Annotated in this window: 17 protein-coding genes; 7 read left to right on the top strand and 10 right to left on the bottom strand. The window is 41.8% G+C overall.

Annotation, left to right across the window (positions count from 1 at the left end; all coding sequences use genetic code 11):
* Positions 1–3: 3 nt before the first annotated feature.
* From DOZ58_RS13055 to DOZ58_RS13035, 5 genes are all read right to left on the bottom strand, one after another.
* Complete coding sequence (locus DOZ58_RS13055) at positions 4–627, bottom strand: TetR/AcrR family transcriptional regulator (RefSeq protein ID WP_111888683.1); 624 nt, start codon at positions 625–627, stop codon at positions 4–6.
* A 203-nt stretch (positions 628–830) separates the two neighbouring features.
* Positions 831–1313 (bottom strand): flavodoxin, encoded by a 483-nt coding sequence (locus DOZ58_RS13050; RefSeq protein ID WP_111888682.1) that lies wholly within the window; start codon positions 1311–1313, stop codon positions 831–833.
* Between the two features lie 141 nt (positions 1314–1454).
* The gene (locus DOZ58_RS13045) at positions 1455–2003 is read right to left on the bottom strand and encodes a DUF6144 family protein (protein WP_111888681.1); all 549 of its coding nucleotides are present in this window, start codon (positions 2001–2003) and stop codon (positions 1455–1457) included.
* Between the two features lie 189 nt (positions 2004–2192).
* Complete coding sequence (locus DOZ58_RS13040; protein WP_111888680.1) at positions 2193–3026, bottom strand: GyrI-like domain-containing protein; 834 nt, start codon at positions 3024–3026, stop codon at positions 2193–2195.
* 90 nt (positions 3027–3116) lie between these two features.
* Entirely contained in the window at positions 3117–3569 is a 453-nt protein-coding gene (locus DOZ58_RS13035; RefSeq protein WP_111888679.1) for a DUF3795 domain-containing protein, read from the bottom strand.
* A gap of 231 nt (positions 3570–3800) precedes the next feature.
* Between DOZ58_RS13035 and DOZ58_RS13030 the strand changes: the two genes are divergently transcribed.
* Together DOZ58_RS13030 and DOZ58_RS13025 are read left to right on the top strand one after the other, a co-directional pair.
* Positions 3801–4382: a TetR/AcrR family transcriptional regulator gene (locus DOZ58_RS13030; RefSeq protein WP_111888678.1), complete on the top strand. Its 582-nt coding sequence runs from the start codon at positions 3801–3803 to the stop codon at positions 4380–4382.
* A gap of 20 nt (positions 4383–4402) precedes the next feature.
* Positions 4403–5164 carry an alpha/beta fold hydrolase gene (locus DOZ58_RS13025; RefSeq protein ID WP_242988508.1) on the top strand — a complete coding sequence of 254 codons (762 nt, stop codon included), beginning with the start codon at positions 4403–4405 and terminating at the stop codon, positions 5162–5164.
* A 68-nt stretch (positions 5165–5232) separates the two neighbouring features.
* Here DOZ58_RS13025 and DOZ58_RS13020 read toward each other — a convergent pair whose 3' ends face one another.
* From DOZ58_RS13020 to DOZ58_RS13000, 5 genes are all read right to left on the bottom strand, one after another.
* The gene (locus tag DOZ58_RS13020; RefSeq protein ID WP_111888676.1) at positions 5233–6606 is read right to left on the bottom strand and encodes an aldehyde dehydrogenase; all 1374 of its coding nucleotides are present in this window, start codon (positions 6604–6606) and stop codon (positions 5233–5235) included.
* Positions 6607–6614: 8 nt separating this feature from the next.
* Complete coding sequence (locus DOZ58_RS13015; RefSeq protein WP_111888675.1) at positions 6615–8351, bottom strand: GGDEF domain-containing protein; 1737 nt, start codon at positions 8349–8351, stop codon at positions 6615–6617.
* Between the two features lie 166 nt (positions 8352–8517).
* Positions 8518–10458 carry an ATP-binding protein gene (locus DOZ58_RS13010; protein ID WP_111888674.1) on the bottom strand — a complete coding sequence of 647 codons (1941 nt, stop codon included), beginning with the start codon at positions 10456–10458 and terminating at the stop codon, positions 8518–8520.
* A gap of 34 nt (positions 10459–10492) precedes the next feature.
* Positions 10493–10852, bottom strand: coding sequence for a response regulator (locus DOZ58_RS13005; protein ID WP_111888673.1), 360 nt, complete (start codon positions 10850–10852; stop codon positions 10493–10495).
* 43 nt (positions 10853–10895) lie between these two features.
* Complete coding sequence (locus tag DOZ58_RS13000) at positions 10896–11804, bottom strand: hypothetical protein (RefSeq protein WP_111888672.1); 909 nt, start codon at positions 11802–11804, stop codon at positions 10896–10898.
* A gap of 434 nt (positions 11805–12238) precedes the next feature.
* On the opposite strand from DOZ58_RS13000, the gene DOZ58_RS12995 reads away from it, so the two are divergent.
* The 5 genes from DOZ58_RS12995 (at position 12239) to DOZ58_RS12975 (ending at position 16935) form a co-directional block, all read left to right on the top strand.
* Complete coding sequence (locus DOZ58_RS12995) at positions 12239–13342, top strand: ABC transporter substrate-binding protein (protein ID WP_371414172.1); 1104 nt, start codon at positions 12239–12241, stop codon at positions 13340–13342.
* A gap of 125 nt (positions 13343–13467) precedes the next feature.
* Positions 13468–14295, top strand: a complete 828-nt coding sequence (locus tag DOZ58_RS12990; RefSeq protein ID WP_111888671.1) for an alkaline phosphatase family protein — start codon at positions 13468–13470, stop codon at positions 14293–14295.
* Positions 14276–15133 carry an ABC transporter permease subunit gene (locus tag DOZ58_RS12985; protein WP_242988507.1) on the top strand — a complete coding sequence of 286 codons (858 nt, stop codon included), beginning with the start codon at positions 14276–14278 and terminating at the stop codon, positions 15131–15133. Before DOZ58_RS12990 ends, DOZ58_RS12985 begins: the two co-directional genes overlap by 20 nt.
* Positions 15130–15921, top strand: coding sequence for an ABC transporter permease (locus DOZ58_RS12980; RefSeq protein WP_111888670.1), 792 nt, complete (start codon positions 15130–15132; stop codon positions 15919–15921). The genes DOZ58_RS12985 and DOZ58_RS12980 overlap by 4 nt, the downstream gene beginning before the upstream one ends.
* Positions 15922–16935: an ABC transporter ATP-binding protein gene (locus DOZ58_RS12975; RefSeq protein WP_111888669.1), complete on the top strand. Its 1014-nt coding sequence runs from the start codon at positions 15922–15924 to the stop codon at positions 16933–16935.
* The last annotated feature ends 75 nt before the right edge of the window (positions 16936–17010 follow it).

Here is a 17010-nt window from a genome sequence, read left to right as displayed (position 1 = left end):
AAGTTAGACAAACATTTGTAAAAAGTCCTTCAGTTCTCCTTCTTTTGTCCCCAACATTCTTTCCATATTGGCCAGATAGCTCTGGATTTTTTCCGGATAGTCTTCTACTTCCCAATCCATAATATTGCAGTCAAAGAGCATATGACCAAGCAGTAAAATAGATTCAATCGTTTCCCGGGGATAATTTAAATGAAACAGATCGGCTTCAACCCCTTCGGCAACCGCATCTTCTAGTAGCGGGGTCATCCGTTTGAGCATGGCTTTGGTGTAAAACTGTTCCAGTTTGGCATTTTCTACCTTGTGCATTTCGTCCCTGATCGCCTCCGATCCTTCAAACTCCGGGGACTGGGCCATAATCGCCATCATCATCCGACTAATCAGCGGCACGGATTTGTCCTTAAGAATTTGTTCTGCCCGTTTGGCACCTTCTTCAACAATATTCAGAATAATCGCGGCCAGCACTTCTTCCTTGGATTTAAAATAATAATAGAAGGTGCCTTTGGCGATACCCACGATTTTTAAAATATCATTCACCGATGTCTGTTCGTAGCCCTTTGTTACAAATAACTCGCGGGCTACCATGAGGATTTCCTGTTTTCGGACTTCTCCTTCTTTGACTGTCTTCATTGAGTGCCTCCTGTTTTATCGACCGTCGGTCGATAACTAAATAATAAAATAAATCATGCGATCTGTCAAGATTTATTTTTAGCAAGGTATTGGGTTATTTTACTAATCCTCACGAGCAGAGAGGCAATACTGATCAGTAAGAACATGAAATAGAATTAAAGAAAACTTCCTTATCCGCAATACTTTGGATAAGGAAGTTTTTCTTAATTTTCAATCAGGGTTCTAATTTCTTCTATTTTTTCATCGATATTTGCATCCATCTGCTGGAGCGGTTCCTTAAATTGAAACGTGCCGACAATCGTATTTCCATTAAGACTTGCCTTCATTTTTTCAAAGCATTTGTCGGCTCCACCGCCTTGGTGGGTTGCGGTCAGAATAATCTTTTTCCCGATAATGCTGTAATCGTGAAGAAAGGTATTCAGTGGGGGTGTCCATGTTCCGGCCCAAATCGGTGTGCCAATGACCAGAACCTCATAGTGATCCAGGTCGATGGTCGGATTTGTTAGTTTAGGCCGTTCTCCAAAGGTCACACTTTTACCGCCCCATAAATATTTGCTAATTTTTCCAGTCGGGTATTTCTTTTGGGGAATCAGCCTGAATAGATCAACGGCCTCATTTTCGCCAATTTTCCGGGCAACTAAATCCATATTTCCTTGTAGTGAATAATAAATAACCGCAGTGTTCATTTTTCTATTGACCCCTTTCCGATTCACCCTTTAATTGTTTTATAAACTAGCTTATACCCATGAACCGCCAAGCCAAATCATTTTTGCACGCCAAAATTTCGGTTATGATCTTCTGTATTTCTTCTGATGATGTCTTAATCTTTACTTCCAGATATTTTTTTGCGGAATAATCTTCATCAGGCATTTATCATCACCCATTTTGATGCTTTTCAGGAGCTCCACCTCAACTTGACACTGAAACGCTTTTTCAAAAAGCACCTGGCTGTAACCAGTGGTACATTGACACCAGGTATCGGTTTCCAGGCGATCAACTCCTTCCAGCATGGGACAGGGACAAAAATGAAATTGCAGATAAAGTTCACCATTATCACTATAAAGCCCCGCCGCATTGGCCCGATCCTGATTCCCGAATTCTTCCAAACTCGCTGATGCTGCAACCAGCTCTTTTACCAGCGCCAATTTCTCATCCATGCCGTAGCCGCACTGACAGTTTCTCCGGATCTGTAAAACGCCAGCCTGATCGAATTGATTTTCCAGCCGTTCCATCGTCACTTTTACCCATGTCGGGTTATCCTCGGTTTTTACCTGTTTATCGGAGCCAAAAACGATTGCTTTGGCGATATCCTCATTGCTTTTATCTTTGACCGCCTGATAAATAACCTGTTCCTGCATTTTTCTGATATCAAACATATTAAACTCCTCCATTTTTGTTTTATTGATGGACTGATCGGCTTAATTGATTGCTGTATCTTTTCTATATAAGGTTTCACATTAAAGATTTTCAAAAAATCAAAAACAGACCTCTTTTAAACCGACCGCTGTCCCTTGACAATTATCATTATAAAAGAAAGTCTGCGTCATTACTTCTGAATTCTTGCGTTATTTAATGGGAATACACAAATCCATGATCACATGACTGTTTTCTCGATCAATCTTGCGATAAATATCAAGTCCATAGCGCTCATCCATTTTATAACCACTGTTTGGCAACCAGATATTAAAAATGCCCTGAAGACTCTCATAGATATCCTTGATCAACCCATCAAAGCGGTAAATGGCAAATTTTCCGCCCTCAATGCTGGTCGTATTCTCAAGCCTTAAGTTCGCATCAACGGTCATACAAAGATCATACAAACATTGGCTAACCTTGGTAATGGAAGGATCATCGTAAAAACGTTCAATAAGAAGGGCATCGCAATTGACATACGCTTGATACTTCGCAACAAAGGTCAACCACTGCTCTCCCAGGTCAAGATAATTTCCCAGATACCGCTCATAGATCACCCAAAAATCCGCTAACTCTCTGATCTCAATCTTCTGGTTGTATTCTTCAAAGGATTGAAATTTTGCCAGATGATCGGAAATATACGGATGCGGGGCACAGATGGCATTCACGGTTTTGCGAAATTCCGCCGGGGAAAGGTGATGGTGCTTCTTAAAGGCGGTGCTGTAATTTGACGAACTGTAGCCATAGGTCATCCCGATATCGGTAATCGATTTATTCTTGCCAAGCTTCATTTCAATGGCGCTTTGTTCCATTTTCAGGCGCTTGATAAAGGCATAGACCCCTTCACCTGTTTCGGCTTTAAAAATTCTGCAAAAATAATATTTGGACAAATGGCAATAATCCGCCACATCTTCGATTGTGATTTCCTCATTCAGGTTTTCAACAATATACTCAATCGCTTTGCTGACCAATTCATTTGTAACCATACCGCCCTTTTCCTATTCTTTAACTTACACATTTCGATTCATGTCCTCTGTCTTGCCATGTTCCCGGTGTTTTTTTAATACTCTGGCTAGTCAGGCGTCTTCTTCATTCCAGCGGTATCGGCGATTTTCTCGCAAAATCTCGAGATCACAATGCAGACAGAGACCGTTATGACAACAAATTGGTTCGCCACATTTGGGACACGCCCACTGTTTTTTTTCGCTCTCTAGAAAAGCTACCATCCCATTTTTCTGAAGTGCTTGGAGGTTTTTAATCATACTCATATGATATTTAGTCCGATAACGCTTATCCAATCCCTTTAATCGTTTACAAGGAAACTCACCGCATTCATAACAAAAACGAACCCGCCCATTTTTGAGTAACTCACACCGATCGCCCATGTGGGTGCAGTTTTCACCTCTGGGAATACAGCCGGGACAGTATTTTCGATTAAATCCCTGCTTTTTCAAATCTCCTTTTTTCATTTGATAGGCGACACACAAGCTGCAATTCATGCCACAGGGTGCGATCAGGTTATCTTCCATAAAAATTACCTCCCATTTATTTAAAATCTACTGATTTAACCGCTTATGACTCACGTTTTCCTATTTCTTTAGGTGAGTAACTCGCTTTATCAAATACTATAATTTAATTGGATCGCTGTCAATACTTAAAATTTTATCAGAATAACCGATGCGTTGACAAAAAAATAATTCTGGTCTATACTAATAATATGAATATATTTTATCTATATTCATATTATTGAGAGGTGAAGCGTGCCAAAAATATATTCAAACGAAAAACGACAAGAAATCAGAAATCAGCTTATGATCGTTGGCTTGGAACTCATCAAACAACATGGTCTAAAAAAAATGAGTATTCATGCGCTTACAAAAAGCGTAGGCATTGCTCAAGGGACCTTTTATAATTTTTTTAACTCAAAAGAAATGTTGGTTTATGAACTTGCTAATGCTTACCAGCAAAGCATAAATCATAAGCTTGACGAAATTATTAAAGCAAAGGGGCACCTTGAACGCAATGATTTGCGCGAACTATACGATTGCATGTTTTTAAGCGATGAGAATAATGTCTATCGTTTTCTGACAAGGGAAGATCTTCAGCTTTTATTCACCAGACTTCCCGGCGACTGTTTTCATAAAATGACCGATATAAAAACAGAAATGGAAAGAAATTTACGCCATGCGAGCGAAAAAAAAGAGCAATATGATCTCGATGCAGTCATTAACTGGATTCAGCTCATGAATCTCACCCTCCAAAATAAAGATATATTGGTAAAAGCCGGGATTGAGAAAATGATCCTCCAGCTGATCGAAAACATGTTAGATGAATTATTTTAGCAGACAACGAAAGGAATACAATGATGAAGTTCTATGAATACGGAGATAAAAACTTACCATCGATCATGCTCATTCACGGTGCCGGTTGGTCCTATTGGCTTTATTTACAGGAAGCCCGATTATTGCAGCATAAATACCATGTGATCTTACCGGTAATCGACGGACACGGCGAAGAAGCTGAAGTTCCTTATACCTCTACTGAAGAAATTGCCAGTCAATTACTTGATTACATTGATCACAACAATGATGGCAAACTTTTCGCCCTTAGTGGGGTTTCGCTGGGCGGACAGATCGCCATTGAACTCTTATCAAGAAGAGCGAACCTTGCCGAAAAAGCAATTATCGAAAGTGGCCTGTGTATTCCCCAGCCAGCTCTTTTGAAATACAGTCTCTTTGTCTATAAGCATTTTGGCAAATGGATGTTTTCAAAAAAATTTAATCAGTGGGCACTAACGATGCTTCCCAAACAAATGCATTTACCTGATGATATTGCCAAGTTATATTTGCGAGATATCCCGGCTGTTAAAGTAGCAACAATGAATCGGGTTTTTTACACCTATTACAAATATGAACTGAAAGACAGTTTAAAAAACAGCCAGAGCGATATCATTTACTGGTATGGTAGTAAGGAAATGAAGTGTATTAAAGCGTCCGGAGCGTTATTCCAAGCCACTGTTAAGAACTGTCAATTAATTGAATTGCCGGGTTATCGGCATTCCGAAATCAGTGCTTATCATCCCGAAGAATGGGTGGAAAGAGCTGAAGCATTTTTTAATCATTAAAACATGAGCTAACATTTGCAAAATCCACCTCATTCCAGCAGCAGCACGTATTCTTTTGCTAACCAGCCCTATTTCATTATTTTTTTTACTCGTTTGAGATGAGCATCATTAAAAGGTGGATACCTTAAGCAGATGTCAAGCTTGTTACTCTTTTTTAGTACACCTTTACAATGCGAAAGGGTCCTAAAACTCGCTTCACCATGATAGCTTCCCATACCACTTTCTCCTACACCGCCAAAGGCCATATAGGAGCTTGCCACCTGTACAACTGTATCATTAATACAGCCGCCGCCAAATGAAAGCCCATCAATGATGATTTTCTCGTTTTGTTTTGATGTTGTAAATAAATACAGTGCCAGTGGTTTTGGCCGCTGACTTACTTTTTTTACAACTTCACTAAGTTCGCGAAAGACAATAATTGGCAAGACGGGTCCAAAGATTTCTTCCTGCATAATGACATCTTCCCATCCGACAGGATCTAAAACAGTGGGTTCGATTTGATTCGAGAGCAAATTGGACTTGCCGCCAATGATGACATTTTGTTCATCAATTAAACCGGTTAATCGGTCAAAATGTTTTTTGTTTATTATTTTAGGGAAATCATTATTATTAAGCGGATTCTTTCCATACATCTTGATGATGTTTTTTTGCAACGCCTTAATGAATTCGTCCTTGATGCTTTCGTGAATCACCAAATAATCCGGTGCCACGCAGGTTTGGCCGGCGTTTAAATACTTTCCCCAGGCGATGCGTCTGGCAGCCAGATTGATATTGGCGGTTTTGTCGACAATACAGGGACTTTTCCCACCTAATTCTAAGGTTACCGGGGTTAAATGCGCGGCTGCTTTTGCCATAATCGTTTTTCCCACCGCAACACTGCCAGTAAAAAATATATAATCAAATTTTTGCTCTAACAATGACTCATTTGCCTCTCGCCCGCCTTCTGTAAAGCTTATGTAGCCGGGATCAAAATGCGAACTGATGATCTCGCCAATCAGCTTTGAGGTATGGGGTGAATAATTTGAGGGCTTTATCATTGCACAATTGCCGGTTGCGATGGCTGCAACTAGTGGAACTAAGGTCAGTTGAAATGGATAGTTCCATGGTGACATAATCAGCACCACACCATAGGGCTCTTGATAAACGCGACTACTTGACAGGAACTGCGTAATCGGCGTCTTGACACGCTTTGATTTTGCTAAACGCTTTATATTTTTAAGCATAAATCCGATTTCTTCTAAAACAATGCCAATCTCGGTTGCATACGCTTCAAACGCCGATTTGTTTAAGTCCTTTTTCAGTGCCGCCATGATTGCCAGTTCATTCTTTTGAATGGCCTTTTTTAAAATATTAAGTTGTTTTTTCCTGAAATCAATACTTTTTGTTTCACCACTTAAAAAATATGCTCGTTGGTCATCGACTACTTTTTTTATTGAATCCATTTGATCACCTACCTCTTCAAGACCGGCGAAGGAACCGACCCGATTGTTTTATTTGCCTTCGACGCAAGCGTTGTTTTTCGTATTTGCTTTATTTCAAGTTTATCCGCATACATTTTCTGATCCACATGATGATAAAACCGGGTTATATTCGCCCAGGCCTCAGCCTCGTAAACATCCGTACCGATTGCCACTTCAAGGGGATACTCAAAATGGCTGGCGGCCCGTTTAAGCTGTTTTCTCAGCTGGAGAGAACTGAGCTTAACAACCGTTTCGGTGGTATTTTCGATCAAGATGGCAAATTCATCGCCACCAATTCGATAGCACACCCCCTCCGGCCTAAACGCCTCATCCATCATTGTAAAAAGGGTCTTAATGGCGACATCCCCAGCGGTATGGCCATAGTGATCATTGATGTATTTCAGTTCATTTAAATCCAGTAGTACCAGTCTAAAAGGTTCTTCTTTATTTCTGATTTTTTCAAAATCCCGTTCAAATGCCGCCCGGTTGTTCCCACCGGTTAAAACGTCTTTGTAGGCAAGGGTTTCATAAAGATCTCGCTCCTTCTGACTCTGAAGACTCCTTTTAAAATAAAGATAGGAATCCAGCAACAGCAAGCCAAAAAAGATAAGACTGCCGATTCTTAAAAAAATCGATGTATAGTCAAATTGGTTGGTAAAAAAGGCAATCCCTTCAAGCATAACACTAAGGAACAATACACTCATATATTTAAAAAATTGTATTGCATTCTGATTTTTTTCTTTAACAATCTCGGACACCATCAGCAGCACAAACACGATGACATTAAAAAAAATGACGAAATACATGAGGTTCATGATCTCAATAAATTCACTGAGCCCCCATCCCTGTAAGAGTATTTCGGTAATTAATAGACCCAGGTACAGCCCCGCCGTTACCTGCATCACCCGTTTGTCCCGTAGTTTCACAAAAATTGTTTCTTTCACATACAAAGAAAAAAAGCATCCCATCAACGGCACCATCAGGTAGCTGATCCCTCCGATAATGTATCGATTTCCTGTGAATAGTTGCAAAATTCTGGCCTCCGATAAAATCAGGACACTGGTTGATACAACTAGTAAACCTAAATAGAAAAAGCGATTGTCGGCGAGACTCTTTGAGAAAAAAGAAAAAACAATCGAAATCATCCCCATGATGAATAACACCAGAAAAACGACAAAACCGCTGAACCCCTGCTTAAACACATAATAAACCAGACTCGAATCTTCTCCCAGGATGACCTTATTAATATGACCTGAAAAAGCAGTTACCCCACTTTTTAACACCAGTTTTAAGGTTTTTCCCTGAAAACCGGAAGGAAGCTTGAACATCACCCAGGTACTCGCCGCCGGAACTGCTATTCCCCGGGCAACAGGTTTTTCCGCGCGATGGATTTCTTCGCCATCTAAATAAACAATCATATCCTGCATTGATGATCGAAGCAGCAGATAATTCATCTGATTGGCAACCTTTGGAAGTATTACTGAGGCCTCATACGTAGCACCCGGTTCAACCTCAAGGTCGACCGGCAGACTGACGCCCGACTCCTTCACTTCGTTATAACCGACTGTCCAGTTTTTAGAAAGGATTATCACATTTTCTCCAATAACACTAAGATCCTCATTACTGTGTACACTCGCTAAAAAGAGCACCGTCACAACAAAGATCAATACAACCGATATGACGACGCTCTTATTTCTTTTTTCTGTCTTTCTGAGTTCGCTTTCCATTCTATTCTCCTACTGAAATAACTAAATGACAGTGCATCTAACTAAATACTATAAATTAGTTGGCTGCATCTGTCAATATTGACTGCCCTAACTATTGCAGGAGTGCCTAGAATCTCGTTTTAATTCTTGATTATGGCTCTAAAAATCTTTCTACTGCGTCCGAAATTTACTGTTTCTCATATGGCACAACAAAGGTGAAACGGGTATACTTACCGAGCTCCGAGTCGATTGCTATTTCGCCACCGATCGCGCTGATTTCGGCATTGACTGCGGCCAGACCCACACCTCTGCCGGAATACAAATCGACGGTGTTTTTGGTTGAAAAGTCGTCCAGAAAAATCGTTGCCAGTCTTTGTTCCCGGGTGAGTGTTGCAAACTCTTCAGCTGAATAAATTTGCTTTTCCAGTGCTTTTTTCTGGATAATCTCCAGATCAATGCCCTTGCCGTCATCCGCCAGAGAGATTAAAAAGTGGTCGCCTTCATTTTTAAGCTCACAGGTAATTTCCCCGCATTCCGATTTTCCCGCGCCCTCGCGCTCATCCGGGTCTTCAATGCCATGGTCAGCCATATTACGAAACACATGAACCAGCGATTTCATAAAAGAAGCATAGCGATCTCTGTCAATAAACACATCATCCCCACTAATGATGATATCATCAATATCTTTGCCAAAACGATCCGCCAGCGTCTTTACATAATCATTATAATCCCTAATCAGGTCTTTTACATTAATGAAGAAAAGACTGTGAAATAGCTTAATAATCTCAGTTTGCTCTTCTTTTTGGAACACCGCCACAATTTTATTTTCGATTTCGGCAACCCGCTGCCGACTGACCGTCACGCGATCTTCATTTTCAAAATACTGGGCTCCCAGCGCCTCAGTAATAATTTCGCTATCTTTTTCTAACAGTTGATCGCAGTCAATCTGCTCAATAAATTTCCGGATTTCATCGTTAGTAATGGTTTTTATCCGGTTTTGCATCTCACTTAAAGCGTCTTCCAACCGATGTAAACCTTGGGAGGTGTGAAAAAGGCCATTCAGAGCAAAATCACCCTTCATGGTATGAACAATCCGAAAGACATACTGCAAAATTAATTGGGGGCTCTGCTTGTTATCCAATAGCGGCAAGACATCTTTTTTTATAAAGCTCTGCAATTCCTCGATGGACTGAGTAATTTCGCTTTTACTGCTGATGGCCCGGACAATCAGCTTAATATTATTTTTTTCTTCTATCGTTTTTAGCTCCAAGGCTTTTTTTTGCGTCACATCCGTCAGAATCATCATAATTGATTTCCCCGTCTCGTGGGGAATAATTTTATACTCCGTGTGAATATACCGCTCATGAATTTTTAATTCCGGCGGTAGGATCGACAGGTAAACCTTATTTTGTGTTGCATCACCACTGAGAAAGACATTTTCAAAAACATTTTGCATCATCCTGATACCGTCGGTGTCAACATAACGTTTAAGCACTTCTAAAAAAGGTTGCCGACCGATTGAAACGCCAAAAATACTATCACATTCCCGGCTGTATTCTTCAGAAATAAGCAGGTCATTGCCAAAGAAAAGAAACCCTTGTCCGGCATGATCCAAAAGATTCTTGATGGCGGCATTTTTTTGCTCAATCTCAATGCGATGCCGTTTCTCGGTTTCATGGGTTTGCTTTAAGATCCGCTGCTGAGCACTTAAAAGTTTGATTTCTCGTTCCTTGGTTTTAGACATTTCAATTAGAAACTCTCTGATATTAACAACCCCGGCATAATTTTTATTATCGAGAATCACGATAAAATCATAAATACTGTCCTGGTTTCTGCTCATGGCAATAAAACCAAGCTTAGCCATATCACAGCTTTTATCCACACAGGTCAGATCTGATTTCATCAGTAGGGTCACATCGCGGTCCATATACAAGGCATAGCCAAATTGGCTGCCTATTTTCTGGTAGAAATCGTTCCGCATCAAAATACCGATTGGTTGTTCGTCATTGACAATAACAACGCCTTCCGCTTCTTTGTTTTGTTCAAAGTAATGATGAATCGTGTTTCCCCTCTCCATCGCCGAAAAGGTTGGAACCGCCTGCGCCAGTTTAGCAATCGTTTCAATCATTAGATCTCTCGTCCTTCCAAAATCAAGCTAAAAATTAAGCTAATGCTTCTGCTATCGTCGTGATCACCTGATCATTGGCAAAAGGTTTGGTAATATAATTTTTAGCACCGGCATTAAGGGCCTCCAGAATCGTACTGCCTTTACCGAGGGCGGTAATCATCACGACTTTAGCCGCCGGATTAACTTTGATAATATTTTTTAAAACGGTAATGCCATCGACATCCGGCATGGTAATGTCCATCGTGACCAGATCAGGGGATAGGTCTTGATATTTTTTAAGACCCACCGCGCCATCACCGGCTTCCCCAATAATTTCGTGATTTGCTGTTTCCAATATTTTTCTGAGTTTTTTTCGGGATACTGCTGAGTCATCCACAATCAATATTTTAGCCATAAGAAACGCCTCCTCTTACTTATTTTAAAATCCTAGGGTGTTACTAACAGTTTTTTAGAACAAAATTTGGGCTGGTAGCCGCATACAGAAAATCGATTTTTCCAAAGCTTAAATAACAGGGAATCACGTACAGTGCTCCTGTTGGTTTTACCTCACCAGCTTTTTTTACTTCTGTGACCAGCAGATCCAGCTCAATCCCTCGATGGGCCAGTTGAGATAAGAATAACCCATTATGACAGTTCATAAATTCGCCCAACGCATCGATCGCCAGTTCGTTCATCCCACTAATCTCTTCTTCTGCATAAATACCAGCAAACTGTGCCAGCACTGTTTCCGAAGCTGCAAAACCGCTAAAGAAATTATACTCGCCTTCAGTTCCCTGAGTAACCAGATAATCATAGGCATAGGAATCCACGGTAACTGCGGCTTCCATCCGGATTTCATCATCGATAAAGCGGACAATATTTCTAAGGAAAAGTTCAAAATAGTCACGAAGTATTCGATCATCATCCCCTGATAAATTTTTTAGAAATATTTCTGCAATTTTCGTGATGTCATTGTTTTTAAGCACCTGGATCTCATCGCCAGTCAGCTTAGAATCTGCTTTGTATTGAAGCATCGCGTCTTCATATTGCCCCAGGGAAAAGATGCCCTTCTCAATAAGAAGCTGTCCCAATAAACTATTTGATTTTTTTTGGGCGTTTAGCAGTTCGACCACCTGATTTTCAATAAGGTACCCTTCCTCAATGGCTAATTCGCCAAATCTTTTATCCTTTGCTGCCTGAAGCTTATGGATTTTATCAACTTGCTCTGCATTCATATAACCAGCATCAATCGCCAGAACACCTAATTTCACCTTGACTGATTGCTGTTGTGCTAAAACCATTCTGAGTTCTTCTGGTTTGATTAAATTTTTCTCCAGAAGATAATTGCCAAAATACTGATTAAACATAAAAATTCCTTTCAATAACGATTTAAATAGTATCAACAGTCTGCGTACTAAAACAAAGAGTCGCTCATTAATAAGCAACTCTCCGACTGTGAATAAAGAATAACCCGCTTCTGACCATAATATTTCGATTGTACAGGGGGGCAATCAGAATATTATCAATCAGAGAGTGTTTATCGATCATTCTAAATTATTTATTCATCTTAGATTGTACCCGGATCATAACCCTCTTTAAAAGGCATTCCCGGTAATTTTTGAGTTAAGAATTGGTTAAATTTGTGTTAAGTGCCCTTTTCTCCAAATTTTAACCCTTTTTTAACCTTTTTAACAATTACCCAGGCTCATTGATGTGTTATGCTGTGTAACGATATGATCAAACCTTTAAAAATTAGAGCAGACCGCTCTTTAAATAGTTAAACCGATTAAAGGAGAAAGTGATGATGAAAAGACGAAGTATAAGTGTGGCCGTGGCTTTTATTTTAGGTGTTAGCTTATTATCCGGCTGTACCCAGAGTGCTGGTGCCGAGAAAGTGGATCTAAACAGCTTAAGTCTGGACGAAATTGTGACCGCTGCCAAGACCGAAGGCCGGGTCGATTCCGTCGGCATGCCCGATACCTGGGCCAACTGGGGTGAAACCTGGTCAGAGTTGAAAACGACTTACGGGCTGGAGCATTCCGATACGGATATGTCCTCGGCGGAAGAGCTGGCCGTTTTTGAATCCGAAAAAAATAATGCCACCAAAGATATCGGTGATGTTGGTCAATCCTTTGGTCCCGTTGCCGAAGAAAAAGGGCTCACGCAGGCCTATAAAACCAGCTATTGGGACAGTATTCCTGATTGGGCCAAGGATGATGACGGCGACTGGATTATTGGTTATTACGGCACCATTGCCTTTATTACCAATACCGCCCTGGTTCCAAACCCGCCGAAATCTTTTGCTGATCTTATGACTGGGGATTATGTTGTCGCCGTCGGGGACGTCACCAAAGCCTCCCAGGCCCAAAACGCCGTGCTGGCCGCAGCGATTGCCAATGGCGGATCTGAGAGCAATATTAAGCCCGGACTGGATTTCTTTAAAAAGCTGGCTGAACAGGGTCGACTGGACAAGGGCGAGTTGTCTTTATCCCGCCTCGAAAAAGGTGAGGTGGCCGTGGCTATTTTATGGGATTATAACGCCCTGGGTTACCGGGAGCAGTTTTTAACCAACAATCCCAATGCCGCCTTTGCGTTAAATGTCCCGGTTGACGGTTCGATTCAAAGTGGCTATGCTACCGTGATTAACGCCTATTCCAAGCGTCCTCATGCGGCGGCGTTGGCCAGAGAATATATTTTAAGCGACGAGGGCCAGATTAACCTGGCTAAAGGTTTTGCCAAACCGATCCGCAGCGACGTTGTTCTGCCGCAGGAAGTCGCCGCTAAAATGATTCCCGACGAACAGTATGTCAAGGCCAGAATGGTAAAAGACCGGGAAGCCTGGACTGCCACAACCGAAACCATTGGCACCCTCTGGCAGGAAGATGTCATGGCTTATGCCAAATAAAATAGCTTAAGCTTCCGAAATGGTATTGAATATCGTTTTAATATCATATTTAAAATTGTATTACAGCAAATTAAAATCGCCCTGAATACACGACCGTGTATTCAGGGCTTATAACGAGGGGAACGATGGGGAAAACAGTCTTTATCTTAGTGGATGGTTGCGGATTTGATCTGGCAACCGAAAATTTTGGATTTATGGAACATCTGGTGGAATCCGGGCGATGTGCCAAATATAAGGTCATGGGCGAGCTGCCCTCCAGCTCCCGGCCGATTTATGAGACCCTGTTTACCGGCCTTCCGGTTTGTGAACACGGGATTGTTAACAATCTGGTGGTACGCCACTCCCAAAAGGAGAACCTGTTTCGTTTGTGCCATCAAAATAACCTAGTAACCGCCGCTGCCGCCTATCATTGGATCAGTGAGCTTTATGTTAAAGCACCCTTTAACCCCTTAACCGATCGCCTGCAAATGGAAGGCGATGGCATTGACCATGGCATCTACTATTTTGATGACAGCTATCCCGATTCCCATGTTTTTTCAGATGGCGAGTTTCTAAGAACGCGCTTTGCGCCAGATTTTTTATTTGTTCACTCCATGAACATTGATGATGCCGGACATCATCGGGTTCTGGACCCGCAACGCTATCAACAAAAAGCCATGGAGATGAACGTGATCCTATCGAGCTTTATTTCAATCTGGATGGAAGCTGGCTATGCCATCGTTCTGAGTGCCGATCATGGTATGAATCGGTATGGTTTTCATGGCGGAAACACCATCGATCAGCGAACAGTCCCTTTATATATTTGTTCGCCCACTGTCAAAACAGGATTTTTTACCGATGAACCCATCTCACAACAGTTAATCGCGCCTTTACTGTGCAAACTGCTGATGATTAATGAAGGTCGCGAGATGCAGGATTTAAGGAGTCAGAAAATTGAATTTCTTGAGTCGTAAAAAAATCGACACCTACCTTTTAGCCTTGATTCCCTTTGTGCTGCTGACTCTGTTCTTTGAAATAATCCCCCTGGTCATGACGATTTTTCGTTCCTTTATGGTCGAAGGGGGCACAGGTATTACCCTGGATCACTACGTTGCCATTTTCACCAAGCCCCTTTATCAGCAGGCCATTGTCAACAGTCTGATCATCTCGATCGCTTCGGCTTGCGTGGGGATTGTGATTGGTTTCTTTGGAGCCAAGGCTGGAAACAGCACCGATTCCAAAACCAAAACCTGGTTTATGACGATTCTTAATATGACCTCAAATTTTGCCGGGGTGCCACTGGCTTTTTCCTACATGATTATGTTTGGCTCTACCGGCGTATTTGTCATCATCGGTTCAAAACTGGGGATTGATGCCCTGGCTCATTTTGATCTCTATACGGTAACGGGACTAGCTTTTATCTATATTTATTTTCAGATCCCGCTGGCGACCCTGTTACTGTTTCCGGCCTTTGAGGGAATCCGCAAGGAATGGATTGATTCGGTAAAACTGCTGGGTGGATCGATGTGGGAATTCTGGAAATCTGTGGGAATCCCGGTGCTGACACCAGCGATTCTGGGAACCATGAGTGTTCTTTTTGCCAATGCTCTGGCTGCCTATGCAACGGCTTATGCCCTGCTGCAGAATAATTTCTCGTTACTGCCAATCCGAATTACCGAGCAGTTTGTGGGCGATATTGTCCAACGACCGGCCTTCGGGTCAGCCCTTGCAGTCGTCATGATGCTCTTGATGGTACTCGCAGTGCTGCTCCAGAATTACATGGTAAAAAAACAGGGAGGCCGAAATCAATGACTGAAAAACCAAACAGTAAGCCGATTATCCTGTTGATTTGTTTTTATCTGATCTTACCAATTTTGATGACCTTTATCTATTCCATTTGTATGGAATGGCGGGATATTCTCCCCCATGGCCTGACCTTCCGGTATTATATTGAAATTTTTACCGATATGGAGTTTCTGATCGCCATTGTTCGCACCATTATTATTTCGGTGGTACCGGTAGTAATTTGTACGGTTACTGTACTCCTGGCGATGTATGTTATTTTACTTTATTTACCGGGGCTTGATAAATACATGCAGATTCTCACCATGATCCCTTATTCTATTCAGGGAGTCATCTTATCGATTGGGGTCTTGTCACTCTATGCCAATGCACCGATGCCTCTGTCTAATCGTTTTGTGATGCTGACCGGAACCTATTGTATTATCATTTTGCCTTATATTTATCGGGGTATCAAGAATTGCATGACAACTATCAATGCCAAGAATTTAATCGAGTCGGCCCAGATTCTTGGTGCCAGCAAAGCCTATGCCTTTATTTCGATTATCATCCCGAATATTTTATCCGGCATTAAGGTGTCGCTGATGTTATCCATGGCGATTATTTTTGGCGATTTTGTGGTGGTTAATATTATTGGCGGAAACTATTATCAGACGGTTCAAATCTATCTCTACCGCGCCCTATTCCGATCCGGTCAATTGAGTAGTGCCATCATCGTTGTCCTGTTTCTCATCACCATGGCCTTGTCAGCCGGTGTATATGCCTATAAAAAGCCACATCATGACCAGGAGGAAATTTAAATGGCAACCATTGAATTAAAAAACATCAATCACTTTTATGGCAAAAATCACGTTTTAAAAAATCTTGATCTGGTCATTGAAGCCGGGAGTTTTGTGACCCTGCTCGGACCTTCCGGGTGCGGCAAAAGCACCTTACTGCGGGTGCTTTCTGGTCTGGAAACCATTTCGGATGGCCAGATTATTTTAGGTGGCCAGGACATCACCCATAAAGACCCCAAGGATCGGGATATCGGGATGATTTTTCAGCAATACAGTCTGTTTCCCAATATGACTGTTCTGGAGAACATCCGTTATGGACTCAAGCTTAAAAAAATGAAGCCGGAAATCATTGATGAAAAAGCTCGCAATGCCATCCAGATGGTGGAACTTACAGGAAAGGAGCACCACTATCCGGCTCAGCTTTCCGGCGGCCAGCAACAACGGGTTGCCATTGCCCGGTCCATCGTAACCAAACCCAAGGTGCTGTTACTGGATGAACCCCTAAGCGCCATTGATGCCAAACTGAGGCGTTCACTACAAGCCCGGATTAGAGAAATTCATAACGAAATGAAGATCACCTCCGTTTTTGTGACCCATGACCAAAATGAAGCGATGATTATGTCGGATGTCATTCACCTGTTTAACAATGGCAAAATTGAGCAATCCGGAAAACCCTTTGACATCTATACGGCACCAAGCACCTATTTTGCAGCAGAGTTTATGGGTAATTACAATATTATTCCCGGCCAGGTCTTTTCAACTATTTCCGGCGAAGATTATCCTGATGGACAAAAAATCGCCATCCGTCCGGAAACAGTGGAAATCTCGTCCGAGCCCCATGCGTTTCGAAACGAAGCCTATCAGTTCACTGGCATCATTAAAGAGCACACCTTAAGGGGTAACATTTTAAGCTATACGATCAAGGCTAATGGGCTCACCCTAAAGGCGGATGTTTTGTTTCGCAGCTTTAAGTTATTTGATGATCACACGACGGTTAATCTACTGATTGAAAAGCGTAATTGTCTTAAGATTTGAGCGGATTTGAGATTATTAAATAAGCCCTATATGAACCCCAATAATAAAGTTGAGACCGCAAGAAAACCAGGTCCT

It is taken from the genome of Acetobacterium sp. KB-1, assembly GCF_003260995.1.
GTDB classification, from domain to species: Bacteria; Bacillota; Clostridia; order Eubacteriales; family Eubacteriaceae; genus Acetobacterium; species Acetobacterium carbinolicum.
The sequence above is the reverse complement of the archived record's forward strand: the minus strand, read 5'-3'. Positions and strand labels throughout refer to the sequence as shown.